The organism is Candidatus Binatia bacterium (assembly GCA_029248525.1).
Taxonomy (GTDB): domain Bacteria; phylum Desulfobacterota; class Binatia; order UBA12015; family UBA12015; genus UBA12015.
In genome coordinates this window covers 60,249-76,406 of record JAQWJE010000002.1, presented here as the reverse complement: position 1 = coordinate 76,406, position 16,158 = coordinate 60,249, and the positions used below count along the sequence as shown (strand labels likewise).

General features: G+C 59.4%; 18 protein-coding genes. 17 read left to right on the top strand and 1 reads right to left on the bottom strand.

Translation table 11 applies throughout. The features are described 5' to 3' along the window. A partial coding sequence (locus tag P8K07_00365; protein ID MDG1956973.1) for a hypothetical protein occupies nt 1-335 on the top strand: 335 nt, incomplete at its 5' end. 180 nt (nt 336-515) lie between these two features. Here P8K07_00365 and P8K07_00360 read toward each other — a convergent pair. Next, nucleotides 516-701: a hypothetical protein gene (locus P8K07_00360; protein ID MDG1956972.1), complete on the bottom strand. Its 186-nt coding sequence runs from the start codon at nt 699-701 to the stop codon at nt 516-518. A 339-nt stretch (nt 702-1,040) separates the two neighbouring features. On the opposite strand from P8K07_00360, the gene P8K07_00355 reads away from it, so the two are divergent. The 16 genes from P8K07_00355 to P8K07_00280 all read left to right on the top strand — a co-directional run bounded on the left by P8K07_00355 (nt 1,041) and on the right by P8K07_00280 (nt 16,147). Next, complete coding sequence (locus P8K07_00355; GenBank protein ID MDG1956971.1) at nt 1,041-1,697, top strand: cytochrome c3 family protein; 657 nt, start codon at nt 1,041-1,043, stop codon at nt 1,695-1,697. Nucleotides 1,698-1,709: 12 nt separating this feature from the next. Further along, nucleotides 1,710-4,706 (top strand): TAT-variant-translocated molybdopterin oxidoreductase, encoded by a 2,997-nt coding sequence (locus P8K07_00350; protein ID MDG1956970.1) that lies wholly within the window; start codon nt 1,710-1,712, stop codon nt 4,704-4,706. Continuing rightward, complete coding sequence (nrfD, locus tag P8K07_00345) at nt 4,706-6,094, top strand: polysulfide reductase NrfD (protein MDG1956969.1); 1,389 nt, start codon at nt 4,706-4,708, stop codon at nt 6,092-6,094. The genes P8K07_00350 and nrfD overlap by 1 nt, the downstream gene beginning before the upstream one ends. Beyond that, nucleotides 6,087-6,626 carry a DUF3341 domain-containing protein gene (locus tag P8K07_00340; GenBank protein ID MDG1956968.1) on the top strand — a complete coding sequence of 180 codons (540 nt, stop codon included), beginning with the start codon at nt 6,087-6,089 and terminating at the stop codon, nt 6,624-6,626. The genes nrfD and P8K07_00340 overlap by 8 nt, the downstream gene beginning before the upstream one ends. Further along, nucleotides 6,619-7,194 carry a cytochrome c gene (locus tag P8K07_00335; GenBank protein ID MDG1956967.1) on the top strand — a complete coding sequence of 192 codons (576 nt, stop codon included), beginning with the start codon at nt 6,619-6,621 and terminating at the stop codon, nt 7,192-7,194. The genes P8K07_00340 and P8K07_00335 overlap by 8 nt, the downstream gene beginning before the upstream one ends. Continuing rightward, nucleotides 7,191-8,378, top strand: coding sequence for a hypothetical protein (locus P8K07_00330; protein ID MDG1956966.1), 1,188 nt, complete (start codon nt 7,191-7,193; stop codon nt 8,376-8,378). Before P8K07_00335 ends, P8K07_00330 begins: the two co-directional genes overlap by 4 nt. Continuing rightward, on the top strand, nt 8,375-8,755 hold the full coding sequence (locus P8K07_00325) for a hypothetical protein (GenBank protein MDG1956965.1): 381 nt from the start codon (nt 8,375-8,377) through the stop codon (nt 8,753-8,755). Before P8K07_00330 ends, P8K07_00325 begins: the two co-directional genes overlap by 4 nt. After that, nucleotides 8,752-9,612: an SCO family protein gene (locus P8K07_00320; protein ID MDG1956964.1), complete on the top strand. Its 861-nt coding sequence runs from the start codon at nt 8,752-8,754 to the stop codon at nt 9,610-9,612. The genes P8K07_00325 and P8K07_00320 overlap by 4 nt, the downstream gene beginning before the upstream one ends. Next, on the top strand, nt 9,612-10,619 hold the full coding sequence (gene coxB, locus P8K07_00315; protein MDG1956963.1) for a cytochrome c oxidase subunit II: 1,008 nt from the start codon (nt 9,612-9,614) through the stop codon (nt 10,617-10,619). The genes P8K07_00320 and coxB overlap by 1 nt, the downstream gene beginning before the upstream one ends. 26 nt (nt 10,620-10,645) lie before the next feature. Next, complete coding sequence (ctaD, locus tag P8K07_00310; protein MDG1956962.1) at nt 10,646-12,289, top strand: cytochrome c oxidase subunit I; 1,644 nt, start codon at nt 10,646-10,648, stop codon at nt 12,287-12,289. Further along, nucleotides 12,286-12,933 (top strand): cytochrome c oxidase subunit 3 family protein, encoded by a 648-nt coding sequence (locus P8K07_00305; GenBank protein ID MDG1956961.1) that lies wholly within the window; start codon nt 12,286-12,288, stop codon nt 12,931-12,933. Before ctaD ends, P8K07_00305 begins: the two co-directional genes overlap by 4 nt. Nucleotides 12,934-12,944: 11 nt before the next feature. Next, a complete protein-coding gene (locus P8K07_00300) occupies nt 12,945-13,313 on the top strand; it encodes a cytochrome C oxidase subunit IV family protein (GenBank protein ID MDG1956960.1) in 369 nt (122 codons plus the stop codon). A 119-nt stretch (nt 13,314-13,432) separates the two neighbouring features. Then, nucleotides 13,433-13,834 (top strand): hypothetical protein, encoded by a 402-nt coding sequence (locus P8K07_00295; protein MDG1956959.1) that lies wholly within the window; start codon nt 13,433-13,435, stop codon nt 13,832-13,834. A gap of 242 nt (nt 13,835-14,076) precedes the next feature. After that, nucleotides 14,077-14,838, top strand: a complete 762-nt coding sequence (locus tag P8K07_00290) for an alpha-ketoglutarate-dependent dioxygenase AlkB (GenBank protein MDG1956958.1) — start codon at nt 14,077-14,079, stop codon at nt 14,836-14,838. Further along, the gene (locus tag P8K07_00285; GenBank protein ID MDG1956957.1) at nt 14,835-15,587 is read left to right on the top strand and encodes an SDR family NAD(P)-dependent oxidoreductase; all 753 of its coding nucleotides are present in this window, start codon (nt 14,835-14,837) and stop codon (nt 15,585-15,587) included. The genes P8K07_00290 and P8K07_00285 overlap by 4 nt, the downstream gene beginning before the upstream one ends. Beyond that, complete coding sequence (locus P8K07_00280) at nt 15,587-16,147, top strand: DUF427 domain-containing protein (GenBank protein MDG1956956.1); 561 nt, start codon at nt 15,587-15,589, stop codon at nt 16,145-16,147. The genes P8K07_00285 and P8K07_00280 overlap by 1 nt, the downstream gene beginning before the upstream one ends. Nucleotides 16,148-16,158: the final 11 nt, after the last annotated feature.

The following is a 16,158-nucleotide window of genomic DNA, read 5'->3' as shown; positions in this document are numbered from 1 at the left end:
GCTTGATCCTCGAGGGGCTGCAGGAAGTCGCATGGTTCTCCGACCGCCCTTACCGGGAAGTTGGTCGGGCCACGACGGCGGATTTCATCGACGTATGGCAGAAGGGCGAGAATTCATTTGCCGAGGATCCTCCCAATGCCGGTCTTGTCTGCAGCACCGGGTCGGAGGACGTTGCGAGGCTCGTCGAACTTTCCGATCCGGTCCTTGACCTCGCAGCGGACCTGCTGTCTTACCGGCTCGAAGCTGTTGGAGGATCGGAACTACCTGCAGAGTTGGGTTGCGCCTCCGGCACAGCCCATCTGTTTATCGACGCCCTCCGTGGGGACGAGATGTAATCAGGTATGTAACCGGCTTGGAGGCCTGTTCCTCGTTTCAATGCCGACCGTAAGCTCGTTCGCCTTCCCGGGGGCCAGAGGCTAGCAGGAGATCTCTGCCGTCTCTCCGGGCTATCGAGCCAATCCCGGGCGGCTATGTTCGTTAGGTCTGTCGGCAGCAACCCGAGACGCTGCGCATGCCTAGCGGCGCATGCGGCGACGTCTGCGCCGACCATAATGGGTCAGGGCAGTGGCCGTATGGCCATCCGGTGCAACCGCAGCGGTCTGGAGTCCTGTGGTGTGGGGATGTCCCAGGATCGCTCCGGCGATTGCCTGAAGCGTTCTTGCCGTGATTGAGGGGCCGTTATTGATAGGATTCGAGATCATTTTCCGTTCCTTGTCTGAAATTGCCGTTAAAACCTTCACCACCAAGTCTTGATCAATTTTCAAGGTCGTCAAGTGGCTTCACCAGGCGGCGGGGCGATTCGCACCCGGCAGGCGGCTGGCGCGGAAGCCGATCGAGTCGAGCTTGAACCCGGGAGGATTTTGGCGCGACTGAAAATAGTCCCGGAGAAAGGGTGCTTTTCAGCGCTCGACTGCTCTCGCGGGGTGAGCGTCGGCGCATTTGGGCTGACGATCAGACAAATGACGTATCATTTTATCTTATAATTTAATTTTAAAAAATACAATCTTTCTTATCTTGTGCTGGGCGCTGGCGAGCTTAGCTTGAAGGCAGTGCAGATCTTTCATCGCAGTCAGAACGTCTTGTCGCGCGTCGTCATTTTCGGGGGCATCGGCTTGGTAGGCCTGTTCTTTTTCCTCGCGAGTACCCTCAATCGCTCTCCGTGGGCCACCGGCCAGGGCGTGGCTCGCGAGCAGCCCATTCAGTTCAGTCACCGGCACCACTCCGGGGAGTTGGGGATCGATTGCCGTTATTGTCATACGACGGTCGAGGACGCGGCCTACGCGGGTATGCCGCCTACCCAAACCTGCATGAACTGCCACTCGCAGGTCTGGAAAGAGAGCGAGTTCCTCGAGCCCGTCCGAGCCAGCTGGCGGGAGGAAAAACCAATCGAGTGGACCAAGGTCTACGACCTGCCGGACTACGTTTATTTCAACCACAGCGCGCACGTCAAAAAAGGGGTGGGCTGCCAAAGCTGCCACGGCGACGTGGACGAGCAGAACGTGCTCTGGCAAGAGCCCTCGCTCCATATGGAGTGGTGTCTTTCCTGCCATCGCGAACCCGAGAAGTACCTGCGGCCGCTCGATGCGATTTTTGACTTTGACTACGAACCTCCCGCGGACCAGCTCTATCTCGGGCTGAGCCTGCTCGAAGAGTACGACGTCAACCCGGGCGAGGATTGCGGCATTTGCCACCGCTGAGGGAAGGAACCCATGAGTAAATTAGATCTTGCCTCAATTCGCGAACGTTTGAACAGTCAGTCGGGGCCTACCTACTGGCGCAGCCTGGAGGAATTGGCGGGCGACCCGGAATTCGAAAAGTTCCTCCATAGCGAGTTCCCGCGCGAGGCGTCGGTCATTCCCGATGGTGCGAGTGCTGTCGATCGCCGATCCTTCCTGCAGTTGATGGGGGCCTCGCTCGCGTTGGGAGGGGCTGTTGGATGCACACGGCAACCCGTCGAGAAAATCGTTCCTGCGGTCAAAGCGCCGGAATCAGTTCCCGGCGTGCCGCGATATTTCGCCACCGCAACACCTTTCGGTGGGTACGGCTTCGGTGTTCTGGCCGAGAGCCATGAAGGACGTCCGACGAAGTTGGAGGGAAACCCCGACCACCCGGCCAGTTTGGGTGCGACCGACGCGCGGACGCAGGCGTCGATCCTGACGCTTTACGATCCCGACCGATCGCAGGTGGTGCGCCAAGGAAGAGAAATTCGGCCCTGGAGTGCCTGCGAAGAAGCGATCCTCGGCGCACTGGAAATCGATAGCGGGCGGGACCAAAAGGACGTCCGCATCCTGATGGGTCCCAATACCTCGCCCACGATGGCGGCGATGCTCGCAGATATTTGCTCCCGGCGGCCCGCCGTTGGCGTTCACGCCTGGGATCCAGTCGATGCCGGGCATGCGAAAGAGGGCGCGAAGCTCGCTTTCGACCGGGACATCATCAGCCGTATCCGCGTCAACCAAGCTGATACCATCGTCGCCTTCGACGCGGACTTCCTGTCCGAAGGCCCGGAACATGTCCGACATATCCGCGAACTTGCCAGCCGCCGCCGTCCGGGTGAGGGGGTGTTCGAGCCGCTTCGGCTTTACGTGGCCGAAAGCAGTTTTTCGAATTCGGGCGCCGCTGCCGATGAGCGGATCGCCCTCGCGCCGTCCGAGGTAGAGGTCCTGCTCGAGGCTCTTGCTGGCTCTCTCGGCGTTGGATCGCCGGTCCGCGGACTTCCGGAGCGTCAGTCGCAATGGCTGGCGGCGCTGGTGCACGACCTTGAAAAATCACCGGGTAAGTCACTGATTCTTGCCGGCTCCGTTTTGCCCCCGCATTTGCATGCTCTCGCATTCGCCATCAATCAGCGTCTTGGAAATCTGGGCACGACCATGGAGCTTCTCGAGGACAAGAGTCGCGAGGGCTTGGAGGTCGACTCTCTCGAATCGCTGGTCACAGACATGCAGGCGGGACGAGTCCATACCCTCTTTATTCTCGAGTCCAACCCGGCCTATGACGCCCCGGCCGGCACCAGCTTCGCTGCGGCGATGGCGCAGGTGCCGGTCTCATTTCACCTCGGCCTCTACGATGATGAAACAGCCGCACTCGCGACTTGGCATATTCCGGGGGTGCATTACCTCGAAACCTGGTCGGATATTCGATCGGGTGACGGAACCATTTCGATTGGGCAGCCCCTGATCGCCCCTCTCTACGATGGGAAGTCGTCTCTCGAAGTTTTGGGGTTGCTCCTCGAGGGCCGCGCCGGCACCGCCTATCAAGCGGTGCGATCCTATTGGTCAGCCCAAAGCCTCCCGATTGCCTTTGAGAGTGCCTGGAATCGCTCTCTGCAAAATGGAGTCGTCGCGGAAAGTGCGTTTCCGGTGGTTGATGTGGCAGCGATCGAGCAACCCGCTCGATTGCGGAGGGTCACGTCTTCCCGGAATCCTGCGGAATTGACCGCGACGTTTCGCCCGCATCCCGTGGTCGGTGACGGAAGCATGGCCAATAACGGCTGGCTGCAGGAGTGCCCGGCGCCGCTGACAAAAGTCACCTGGAATAACCCTATCTTGATCTCTCCCGCCACCGCGGAATCGCTCGGTCTCTCCAATGGCGATGATGTGGAACTCACAGTGGACGGTCAGCAGGCACGAGGTCCGGTCTGGATTCTGCCGGGCCAGCCAGCGAACGTTTTGGGCCTGCAATTGGGCTACGGTCGACGGCGGGCAGGGAAGGTCGGTACGTCCCGCGGTTTCAATGCCTACCCGCTGCGAAAGTCGGTCTCGACCGGGTTCTCCGATGACGTGCGCGTGCGTGCAACCGGGGAGCGCTCCCTGGTGGCCTCGACGCAGGACCACGGAAGTCTCGAGGGGCGCGATATCGTGCGTTGGGCCTCGGTCGAGGAATACGAAAAAGATCCGGCGTTTGCCCAGCATATGGGGCATACCCCCGGCCCCGATGACACGCTTTATCCGAAGTTCCCCTACGAGGGCCACGCCTGGGGGATGACCATCGACACCAGTTCCTGCGTCGGCTGCAACGCTTGTGTCGTGGGTTGTCAGGCAGAGAATAATATCCCCATCGTCGGTCCCGAGCAGATTGCAATGGGTCGCGAGATGCAATGGATGCGGATCGACCGGTATTGGACCGGTGAGCCGGAAGAGCCCGAGACGCACTACCAGCCGATGCTCTGTCAGCATTGCGAGAATGCCCCCTGCGAGGTGGTTTGCCCGGTCAACGCGACTGTCCACGATAGTGAAGGCCTGAACCTGATGGTTTACAACCGTTGCGTCGGGACTCGCTATTGCTCGAACAACTGTCCGTACAAAGTTCGGCGTTTCAACTTTTACCTCAATCCCGATTGGGACGAAGAGACGCTCGCGCTGCAGCGAAATCCGGACGTGACCGTCCGCAGTCGGGGTGTGATGGAGAAATGCACCTACTGTATCCAGCGAGTGAACGAGTCTCGTTCCAAGGCGAAGAACGAGGGTCGGGAGATTGCCGACGGCGATATCAAGACCGCGTGTCAGCAGGTCTGCCCCGCGGAGGCGATCACCTTTGGGGATATCAACGATCCTGAGAGCGCCGTATCCAAACAACGGGCGAACGACCGAAACTATGGCGTGCTCGCCGAGCTGAATACGCGGCCACGGACGACCTATCTGGCCGAGGTCCGAAACCCCAGTCCCGCGCTCACAAAGCCTTCGAAGCCGCGGGGAGGGCATAGCTGATGGAGCAGAGCCCCGGCAGGCCGGTACTCACGGCACGCGAACCGATTGTCGGCGAGTCGGAGACCGTTCGGTCCGTTACCGATAAAATCAGTCGCGTCGTTCTGCAAAATGGAGCACCGCGCGGCTGGTGGATCGGCTTCGGTATCTCGCTCAGCCTGTTGGGTGTGTTCGCCGTCTCCATCGTGATGCTACTGGTCGAGGGCACGGGGATTTGGGGCATTAACGTCCCAGTGGCCTGGGGCTTCGCGATCATCAACTTCGTCTGGTGGATCGGAATCGGTCATGCGGGCACGTTGATCTCCGCGATCCTTCTCCTGTTCCGCCAGGAATGGCGGACCTCGATCAACAGATTTGCAGAAGCGATGACACTTTTCGCCGTGGCGTCAGCGGGGCTCTATCCAATTCTGCATCTGGGTCGTCCCTGGCTCGGGTATTGGCTGTTTCCCTATCCGAACACGATGGGGATGTGGCCGAACTTTCGCTCACCCCTGATCTGGGACGTCTTCGCCGTGACGACTTACGCCACGGTCTCGCTGATGTTCTGGTTTGTCGGCTTGATTCCGGACTTCGCAACCCTGAGGGACCGTTCCGAGAGCGTCGCGGGTCGAAAAATCTACGGCACTCTGGCGCTCGGATGGCGCGGCTCTGCCGAACATTGGCATCGCTACGAGACGGCCTACCTTCTGCTCGCCGGTCTCTCGACGCCGCTCGTGGTTTCGGTGCATACGATTGTGAGTTTTGACTTCGCGATCTCGGTGGTTCCGGGATGGCACGCGACAATTTTCCCACCGTATTTCGTTGCCGGCGCTGTCTTCTCCGGATTTGCGATGGTGGCCACAATCGCAATCCCCTTGCGACGCGCCTACGGGTTGCAGTCCTTCATCACCATCAAGCACCTCGATAATATGGCGAAAGTCATGCTCGCGACCGGGCTGGTCGTGGCCTACGGCTACATGATGGAGGCATTTTTCGCCTTCTACAGCGCGAATATCTTCGAAGAGACAATGATGAAGCTTCGCTTTGAGGGGCCTTATAGCTCCTCGTACTGGGCACTTATCTTATGCAACGTTTTGGTGCCGCAGGCTCTTTGGTTCCGCAAAGTTCGACGCGATACCCGAGCGCTTCTGTTCGTGGCCATCGTGATCAATATCGGCATGTGGCTCGAGCGCTACGTCATCGTGGTTACGAGTCTGTCCAATGATTTCCTGCCCTCGTCCTGGGGGCTCTATTCGCCGACGTTTTGGGATCTGGCCACCTACGCCGGATCTTTCGGGCTCTTCGGAACCTTGCTCCTGCTCTTCATCCGTTTCCTGCCCATGATTTCGATCTTCGAGATGAAGACCATCGTACCGGAGGCCGGCACGGCCAAGGAGTCCGAAGATGAGTAAACGGATCTCGCCCTGGGGCTTGGTGGCGGAATTTCCCACGTCCTCCTCACTCCTGCACGCAATCGAGCGCTCTCGCGAGGAGGGCTATGAGGTACTGGATGCCTTCTCGCCTTACCCGATCGAGGAGATATCCGAGGCCCTCGGTCATCATCATTCGCGCCTGCCAGCGCTGGTTCTGATTGGGGCTATTATCGGAGGGCTTGGCGGTTTCGGTCTGCAGTATTGGACTTCGGTGATCGACTACCCGCTGAACGTCGGTGGGCGACCTCTCAACAGTATCATCGCCTTCTTGCCGGTTATTTTTGAGTGCACGATCCTCTTCGGGGCACTGACCGCCGTGTTCGGAATGCTCGCGCTCAACGGCCTGCCGCGTCCGCACCATCCAGTCTTTAATTCCTCTCGCTTCGCACTGGCGAGCCAGGATGCCTTTTTCCTGTCGATCGAGGCCCGCGATCCAAAGTTCTCTGTCCCGGATACTCCGGAATTGATGAACGAGCTCGGTGCCTCGAGCGTGGAGGTGGTGGATGATTAAGGGGAGATGGATCCTTGGCGCGTTCGCGGTTCTGCTCATCGCGGGTTGCCGCCAGGATATGCACGACCAGCCTCGACTCGAGCCCAATAGCCCGAGTAAATTTTTTGCAAACGGCACTTCCGTGCGTCCGCTGGAGCCTGGCGTCGTCTCTCGCGATATGATTCTGGATAGGCCCGGATATACCGAGGGCAAGATCGACGGCGCCTGGGTTGTCGCCAACCCGCGGACGCTCGATGAGGATCTATTGCTGCGAGGCCAGGAGCGTTACGCCATCTATTGCTCGCCGTGCCACGGGGCGATTGGCGACGGTAACGGGATGATCGTGCAGCGCGGCTACCGCCGTCCGCCTTCGCTGTTCGAGCCTCGACTCCTCGAAGCTGCCGACGGTTATCTCTACGACGTGATCGCCAATGGTTACGGGGTAATGCCCGCCTACCGAGCGCAGGTAACGCTTCCGGACCGATGGGCGATTGTAGCCTATCTGCGCGCACTGCAACTGAGCCAACACGCGAATGTCGATCAACTATCCCCAAACGAGCTGGCGCAGCTCGAAGGGGGTTTGCGATGACAAGCGGAAACGCAGTGCCGGATTTCCGGATTGGATCTGACGATCCGCAAATTCGTTTTTCGAAGCAAGCCTTGATCGTGGGTCTGGTGGGATGTGCTGTTGCGATCGCCGGCGCCTTTCTTGACCCGGTTCAGGCCATTCGTTCCTATTTGATCGGATTTCTCTTCTGGTTGGGAATCGCTCTTGGTTCGATGGGGATTCTCTCCCTGCACCACGTCGCGGGTGGAAGCTGGAGCGCGATGATACGCCGGCCGTTGGAGGCCGCAGTGCGGACGTTACCGTTGCTGGCCATCTTTTTTATCCCCGTCGCCGTGGGTGCGCCCTTCCTCTACGAATGGGCGGATCCCGCGCATGTCGCGCACGATCCGATCCTGCAAGCCAAGCAGCCCTACTTGAACCTCCCTTTCTTCTACGCACGCGGGGTTCTGTATTTTGCCGCCTGGATCGGCCTCGGCTGGTTTTTGACCCATTGGTCGATTCGCGAGGATCTGGAGGGTTCGGCGCTTCATCCGGATCGACTCGAGTATCTGAGCCGAGGCGCGTTGATCCTCTACGCTTTGACCATGTCGTTTGCCGCGGTCGATTGGGTGATGTCTCTCGAGCCGCATTGGTTCTCGATGGTCTTCGGCCTGCTTCTGATTGCCGCGCAGGGGCTCGCCGCGTTCGCGTTCACGATTCCGGTAGTCCTGTGGCTTGACCGTGGCGGGGATTTCGGGCGTTTGCTGGCATCCCGCCAGCTTCGGGATCTGGGCAGTTTTCTTTTCGCTTTCGTGATGATTTGGGCCTATCTGGGGCTGTCCCAGCTTCTGATTATCTGGTCAGCCAACAACCCCGAGGAAATCCCCTGGTATCTGGTGCGCTCGACGGGAGGGTGGTGGTGGCTCGCTGTTTTTCTGATGGTGTTCCATTTCGTGATCCCCTTTGTCGTTCTTCTGGGCCGCGGCGCGAAGAGCAACCGGAAGATTCTCGCCACCATGGCCCTGTGGCTGCTCTTTTGTCGGTGGGTGGAGCTGATCTGGCTGGTCGTGCCCGCTTGGTCAAAATCGGGTCTGTCGATTCACCCGCTGGATATCGTCATGCCTGTGGCACTCGGTGGTATCTGGGTTTGGTGGTTCTTCGTGGGTTTGGCCAGCCACCCGCTTGTGCCGCTGCATGATGTTTCCCTCGAGGAGGCTTCTCCATGAGTCATGAGAAAGACGAGATGGCGGGTCGCCCTCTGGTGATCGGGAGCGTCGTTTTTGTAGTGGTTCTGTTTCTTGCCTGGGCTGCACCCACGGCGATGGAAGGTTGGTTGCAAGGTCGCGTGCTGGATGGCCGAGAAGGCTCGGATGCGATCGCATGGCCCGGCCGGAGCCTGCCTTCAGGTCCCCGACTTCAGGTGAATCCGGATCGAGATATCGAGAGGCTGCGGGCGGCCGAGCATGAGCATCTGACTTCATATGCATGGGTGGACCCGAAGGCAGGGATCGTTCGTGTGCCGCTCGAGCGGGCCATGCAGATGACGTTGGACGGGGTGGTTGCCGAGGCGGGAACGGGCCAGAAACAAGGGAGCAGAAAATGAAGGTCTTACGCGTTTTCTTGATCATATCGCTCGTGATTTGGTGCTCCCCGTCCGAGGCCATGGAGCCCGGAAGCCGGCCGACCCTCGCCGACGAGGCCGCCGCTCCGCCTGCGGGCGTTTTGCCCGCCGCGATCCGGGAGGTCGGCTTCGATCAGCGCATCGGCGAGGATCTTCCTCTGGATCTGATGGTGCGGGACGAGGAGGGCGAGGAGGTTTCGCTGGGCAGCGTTCTCGATGGGCGTCCGGTGGTCCTGCTTCCTGCATACTACGGATGCCCGATGCTCTGTCCGATGACGATCGCCGGATTGATGCGGGCCGTCAGAGTTCTCGCCTTCGACGCGAGCTCGGAATACCAGGTGATCGTCTACAGTTTTAACGAGGAAGATGGGCCAGCCGAGGCCCGTACCCAGCGCGAGGATGCCCTGAAGCGCTACGGTCATGACCGAGGACGAGATGATATCCGGTTCCTGACGGGCGAAGCGGCGGCCATCAAGACGTTGAATGAAGCCATCGGTCTGCGCGTGGCGCGGGACGAAAAAAGCGGCGAATTCGCGCACCCGTCGGGGGTCGTTGTGACAACACCCTCCGGCAAGATTTCGCGATATCTTTTTGGCATCGAGCCTTCCCCACGAGATCTCCGTCTCGCTCTGGTGGAGTCGGCACAAGAGCGTCTCGGTAGTTTCGCCGACCAGATCTTGTTGTTCTGCTTCTCTTACGACCCGGACGCCGGCCAATATAATCGACTGACACTGCTCTCGATGCGAGGGATGGCTGCCGCGACAATCGGGCTGATGGGTTGTCTCATCGGCGGTGCTCTGTGGCGCGAGCGTCGTCGAGGTCGAAAGGGGCCTCTCTGATGATCTCCCGTTTTCGCCTGCTGCCGGAGGCTGCCTCCACGATCGCGGGATCGGTAGATCAACTCTACTGGTTCATCGCCGCGATCAGTGCCGGGTTCAGCTTTGCGGTTGCCGGAATGATTCTGTTCTTCGTCATCCGCTACCGCCGCCGCGAGACAGGGCGCGAACACCCCGAAAGCGACGGCGTTCTCAGTCTGGAGATCCTGTGGAGCGGAATTCCCTTCCTGATCTCCATGGTCATGTTCGTCTGGGGAGCCGTCGTCTTTTTGGAGATGCGGACACCGCCAGCAGACTCCATGCAGATCTTCGCGGTTGGCAAGCGTTGGATGTGGAAAGTCCAACATCTGGAAGGCCGTCGCGAAATCAACGAGCTTCATATTCCTGTCGGTCGCCCCGTGAAGATCACGATGACGTCGGAAGACGTGATTCACAGCTTTTTCGTGCCTGCCTTCCGGGTGAAGCAGGATGCTGTCCCCGGGCGATATTCGGAGTTCTGGTTCGAGGCGACCAAGACGGGCGAATACCATTTGTTCTGCTCGGAATTCTGCGGAACCCAGCATGCACGAATGATCGGCAAAGTGGTGGTCATGGAGCCAGCCGACTACCAAGCCTGGCTGGGGAGCACGGAGCGCGGTGGCTCCCGCTTGTCGATGGCGGAAGCTGGTGAGGAAGCCTTTGCCGAACTCGGTTGCGCCTCCTGCCACGGCGAAGGGGACGGCAGTCGAGGCCCTTCCTTGCGAGGACTGGCAGGTTCGCAGATTCGCATGCCCGACGGGACGATGCGGGTCGCTGACGCCACCTATTTGCGCCAGTCGATCCTCCAGCCTCTGGCGGTGGTTCGCGATGGATGGGATCCCGTGATGCCGAGCTTTCAGGGCCAATTAACTGAGGATCGTGTTCTCGAACTGATCGCCTATATCAACTCTCTCGAGTCCGGTGACGCTGCGGCCGGGGTCTCTCCGGTCGCAGAAGCTATCGAGGAAAACGAGGAAACACCATGGATGTGACACCACGGCTGCTCGATGGGGTGCCGATGCCGGATCTGATGCCGCCGGAAGTCGAAGAAGAGAACTATCTCAATGCCGAATACGGCGTGCGCTCGTGGCTGCTGACCCGCGATCATAAAAGAATCGGCTTGCTCTATCTCTTTACGCTGACCGGGATGTTTGTTCTCGGGGGGCTCGCTGCGCTGGGAATCCGACTCGAGTTGTTGACACCTGTCGGGGATCTGATGGGTGACGATTCCTACAACAAGATGTTCACCGCGCACGGCATCATCATGATCTTCTTTTTTCTGGTGCCGTCGATTCCGGCCGTGATGGGGAATTTTCTGCTGCCGCTGATGATCGGGGCCAAGGACCTGGCGTTTCCCCGCCTGAACCTTGCTAGTTGGTATATCTACCTGCTCGGTGCCGCTCTGGCGCTGGGGGCGATGCTCACTGGTGGCGTCGACACGGGCTGGACTTTTTATACGCCCTACAGCACAGAAGGCTCCAACACGAATGTGACCATGACCGCCATGGGAATTTTTGTTTCGGGTTTTTCGTCAATTCTTACCGGAATCAATTTTCTGGTCACGATTCACCGGATGCGTGCGCCGGGCCTTACGTGGTTCCGACTGCCGCTCTTTGTGTGGTCGCAATATGCCACCAGCATCATCTTCATCCTCGGAACTCCGGTCATTGCCATCACGATTCTGTTGGTAGCGGCCGAACGCAGCCTGGACATCGGAATCTTCGATCCAGCCTTGGGCGGCGATCCGATCCTGTTCCAGCACTTGTTCTGGTTCTACTCCCATCCGGCGGTCTACATCATGATTCTGCCCTCGATGGGTGTGGTCAGCGAGATCATCTGCTGCTTCTCCCGCAACCGCATCTTCGGCTACAAATTCGTGGCGATCTCGAGTCTGGCAATCGCGTTGCTCGGGTTTCTGGTCTGGGGCCATCATATGTTTGTTTCGGGCCAGTCGACCAATGCGGGTCTGATATTTTCTTTCCTGAGTTTTGCCGTGGCGATTCCCTCGGCGGTGAAGGTGTTTAACTGGACCGCGACCCTCTATCGTGGCTCGATCACTCTCAAGGCACCGATGATCTATGCTTTGGGCTTCATCGGGTTGTTCACGATCGGCGGGCTGACGGGCTTGTTTCTCGCGGCGCTGGCGGTCGATGTTCACCTGACCGACACCTATTTCATCGTCGCCCACTTTCATTACATCATGGTGGGGGGCGCGCTGATGGCGTATCTGGGCGCGCTGCACTTCTGGTGGCCCAAGATCACCGGAAGGCTCTACTCGGAGGCCCTCGCGAAAGTCAGCGCCATTCTCGTATTCCTCGGCTTCAATCTGACCTTCTTCCCCCAGTTCATTCTGGGTTATCTTGGCATGCCGCGTCGCTATCACGTCTACCCGGACGAGTTTCAGGTGCTGAACGTCTTTTCGACGGCGGGCGCCTCGATTCTGGGTGTCGGCTACCTGATTCCTCTCTGTTACCTGGCCTACTCGATGCGCTACGGCCCGCGCGCTTCGGCGAACCCATGGGGCGCGGCCGGGCTGGAATGGCAGACACCGTCGCCGCCGCCAACCGAAAATTTCCATACCACTCCCGTGGTGACCGATGAGGCCTATGACTATCGGCATCTGGATGCAGAGTTGGCTGCAGCCGAGGAGAGCAAGGCATGAGTGCGCCTTCAACCTCCCATCTCGAACACCAATTCGATGATATCGAGCAGCAATTCGGTGCAGCCAATCTTGGCATGTGGATTTTTCTCCTGACCGAAGTGATGTTTTTCGGGGGGATCCTCACCGCCTACGCGATCTATTTTGTAACCTTTGCCGAGATCTTCGAGGAAGCGAGCAATCATCTTTCCTGGTGGCTGGGTGGCATCAATACAATCGTTCTTCTCGCGAGCAGCTTCACCATGGCGCGATCGGTGGCCGCCGCTCAGGTCGATCGTTGGCAGGTGCAGGTCCGTTGGTTGCTCGCGACGATCGTGCTCGGCGTCGCATTTTTGGGGGTCAAGGCGTGGGAATACGCCGGGAAGTTCGAAGACAACCTCGTGCCGGGTCGCTACTTCTCGGTGGCGAGCGAGGCGGCCGCCGTCGAAGAACTTTTTTTCTCCTTCTATTTCCTGCTTACCGGCTTGCACGCGATCCATATGATCATCGGGATCGGGCTGCTCGCGTATCTGGTCGTGCGGGCCCGGCAGGGTAGTTTTGACCGAGAGTATTTCACGCCGGTCGAGATGGCCGGGCTTTACTGGCATTTCGTCGACCTGGTCTGGATCTTTCTCTTCCCGATGCTCTATTTGCTCGGACGACACTAAGGGGGGTTCTGATGCATGTTGCAGCCGACGTTTCGCTCTATCGCAGGATCTTCCTCTGCTTGATCGCGCTCACCTTCGTGACGGTATTCGTCGCCTTTGTGGATTTGGGGCCCTGGAACGTTCTGGTGGCCTTGCTCATTGCTTCCACCAAGGCGCTTTTGGTCCTGCTTTATTTCATGGGTCTGCGCTGGGCGGATCGGTTGATCCGTTTTGGGGTCGTGAGCGCCGTCGTCACGGTGCTGATTTTGTTTGCGGGTGTTCTGAACGACGATTTCCATCGTGAAATCAGGAGGTTCCAGCCAGTTCAGGAAATTCGAGCGACCCTTGATGACCTCCGCGTACGCGGTCTCGACGGGATCACGGGTCGGTCGGAGGATTAAAAAAACTTATACAAGAGCATTTGTGTTATCAGAGACTTGCGCAATGAACGTTATGAACGTTATGAATGTTTTGAACGATTGATGAGCGGCCAATACGGGTCGCCGTGAAGGAGATCAAAATGGATGCAATGGGATTCTGGAACAAGGCAGATCACAATCTGACCGAGGAAGACGTAGATCGCATCAGCGAGGGGATGGTTCTCTCGACAGCGGTCGACCCGGGGCAAATGCCCCTCAACACCGATGCAGTGCCGGATTCGCCCGAGCGCTCGCTGGTGAGGGCGATTCTCTTTGACGCCGTCGAATGCTCGACCCGTCATATCGATTCGCGGATCCCCTCACAGCGCAAGGAAGCGGCTGAGGCTCTGGAATGGATCGAGTCAGATGACGAGACCTGGTTCCTTTCCTTCCGTCCCCTCTGCAACCTTCTGGGAGTCGACGACGGCTTCCTGAGGCGTTTGGTGCGCGGTCGCATCCGTGACTCTCGAGCCGCTCAGGAAGCTCACTTCGAGGCCGCCTGAGCCTTTCCAGGGCAAGTTAGCTTCCATGGCCCCGGCAGATCGGGCAGAGACTTCTCTGCCCGGATGCCGGTTCCCGAGAACCGGGGCGAACCACTAAAAGCCAACCCTCGAATCAACCCAACCCCCTCGAAGCCATCAAGCCGGTGTTCGCTCCCCGGGTCGGAATTGTCTAGCTTGAGATCAGCCCGACACGGCAAGACCCTCTCCACAATCTTCTCTGACCAAGCTCGGAGGAAGCCCCGATGCAGGACCACTTGAACGACACGCACCCTGCGGCCACGCCCGAAGGCGGTTCGAGGGCGGGACTCGCCCCGGGAGATCAAACGCTGTGCCGCGAGACGCCAGCCTGGCGGCCGATCGGTCTACCTCCGGCCGGCGGTTCAATCGCCAAGTCGGATGCCTGTCTGGCATCAGGACTCTATTCCGCCTCCGAGGCGGAGAGTCTTTTTTCGACACTGCGGCACGAACTCTTCTGGGAAGAGCGTGAAATCCGGATCTTCGGGCGTCGGATGCTCCAGCCAAGGCTGGTCTCCTACTACGGGGATCCGGGGGCTTCCTACTGTTACTCGGGTGAGCTCTTCCATCCACGACCCTGGACAGCGACTCTCGACACGGTGAGGCGACAGGTCGAAATGCTCGTTGGCAGTTCCTTCAATGCTGTTCTATGCAATCTCTACCGAACAGGTGCGGACAGCATGGGTTGGCATAGCGACGACGAAGCCGAGTTGGGCGAACGACCCGTGATTGCCTCTCTTTCTCTGGGCGCCACGCGCCGCCTTCTCTTTCGGTCGCGTGATCCCGAGAAACGGGACGGCTCTCGAGGCGTCGATCTGCAATCCGGGAGCCTTCTTGTGATGGCGGGCTCGATGCAGCAGCTCTACCAGCACCAGATTCCGAAAGTGAAGGCCTCCTCCGGGGTGGAACCGCGCATCAATCTCACCTTCAGAAAAATAATATACCCGGGCAGTCCGCAGGACTTCCCTGACCAACGAGCAGGCCGATGAGTACATTTATCCGCAGGGCGTTCGTGAGTGGTGCGCGTGGTGGTTTGGGCGAGGCCCTCGTCGAGTTGTTGCTGCAGCGCGAGGAGACCGAGCAGGTGTATGCGACGACCAGAGGTTTGGCGAGTCCTCGGCTGTCGGCTCTCGCCGCGGAGGACGATCGTCTGGTCTTGCTGCGAATGGATCTCTGTCTCGAGGAGACCATCGCCGCCGCTTCCCGCCGTGTGCGGGAAGGAACCGAACGTCTGGATTTGTTGATCAACGCGGCCGGGCTCCTCCATCGAGAGGGGATTTCGCCAGAAAAGCGACTCGCGGATATCGACCCGGCAGCGATGGCCGAACTCTTTGCGGTCAACTCCACAGGGCCGCTGCTGGTGGCCAAGCATTTGCACGATCTGTTGCGGCACACTGACCGCGCGGCCCTGATCAATCTGTCGGCGCGGGTGGGGAGCATCGAGGATAATCGCCTCGGTGGCTGGTATGGCTATCGCAGCTCCAAGGCTGCCCTGAATATGCTGACCCGTGGTCTCTCCATCGAGTTGCAGCGAAGAGCGCCGCATCTGATTGTGGCCGCCGTTCATCCGGGTACGGTCGACACGGATTTATCAGCACCTTTCCGTCGCGGAGTACCCGCTGGCAATCTGCAGACGCCGGTAGAGGCTGCCGGAAAGATTCTCGTTTTGATCGATGCTTTGACGCAAGCCGATAGCGGCCGGTTTTTCGCCGCCGATGGGGCACCAATCGAATGGTAATGGAGAAAAAGAAGTTCATGGTCGAGCTCGAGCGTATTCGAGCGGGATGGGCCAACACAGGCCTCGCGCGTCCTGATTTTGCGCTCGAGCCGCAGGCCGGTCAGGAATCGGTTTGGGATTACCCGCGGCCGCCTCTTTTGGTGCCCGATCCGCGCGAGGTCGTGGTGCAGGCCGGGGGGATCGAGGTGGCACGTTCGGTGAGTGCCTTGCGACTTCTGGAGACAGCCAGTCCCCCGACATTCTATCTGCCTCCGGCCGATGTGCATACCGAGCGATTTTCACCAGCTTCCGGGACCTCGTTTTGCGAGTGGAAAGGGGCGGCGACCTATTGGGACCTGCAGCTGGAATCCGGAGGTTCGCCCCAGGCTGCGTGGTCCTATGCGGAGCCTTTTGGTGAGTTCGCCGGCTTGGCCGGTTACTTTTCCTTCTATCCGTCGCGCGTCGAGTGTTTTGTCGCGGGGGAGCGCGTACGTGCGCAGGCAGGTGGGTTTTACGGTGGATGGATTACCGACGAGGTGGTCGGCCCGTTCAAGGGAGACCCGGGCACTGGAGGCTGGTAGTCTCCGCGCGG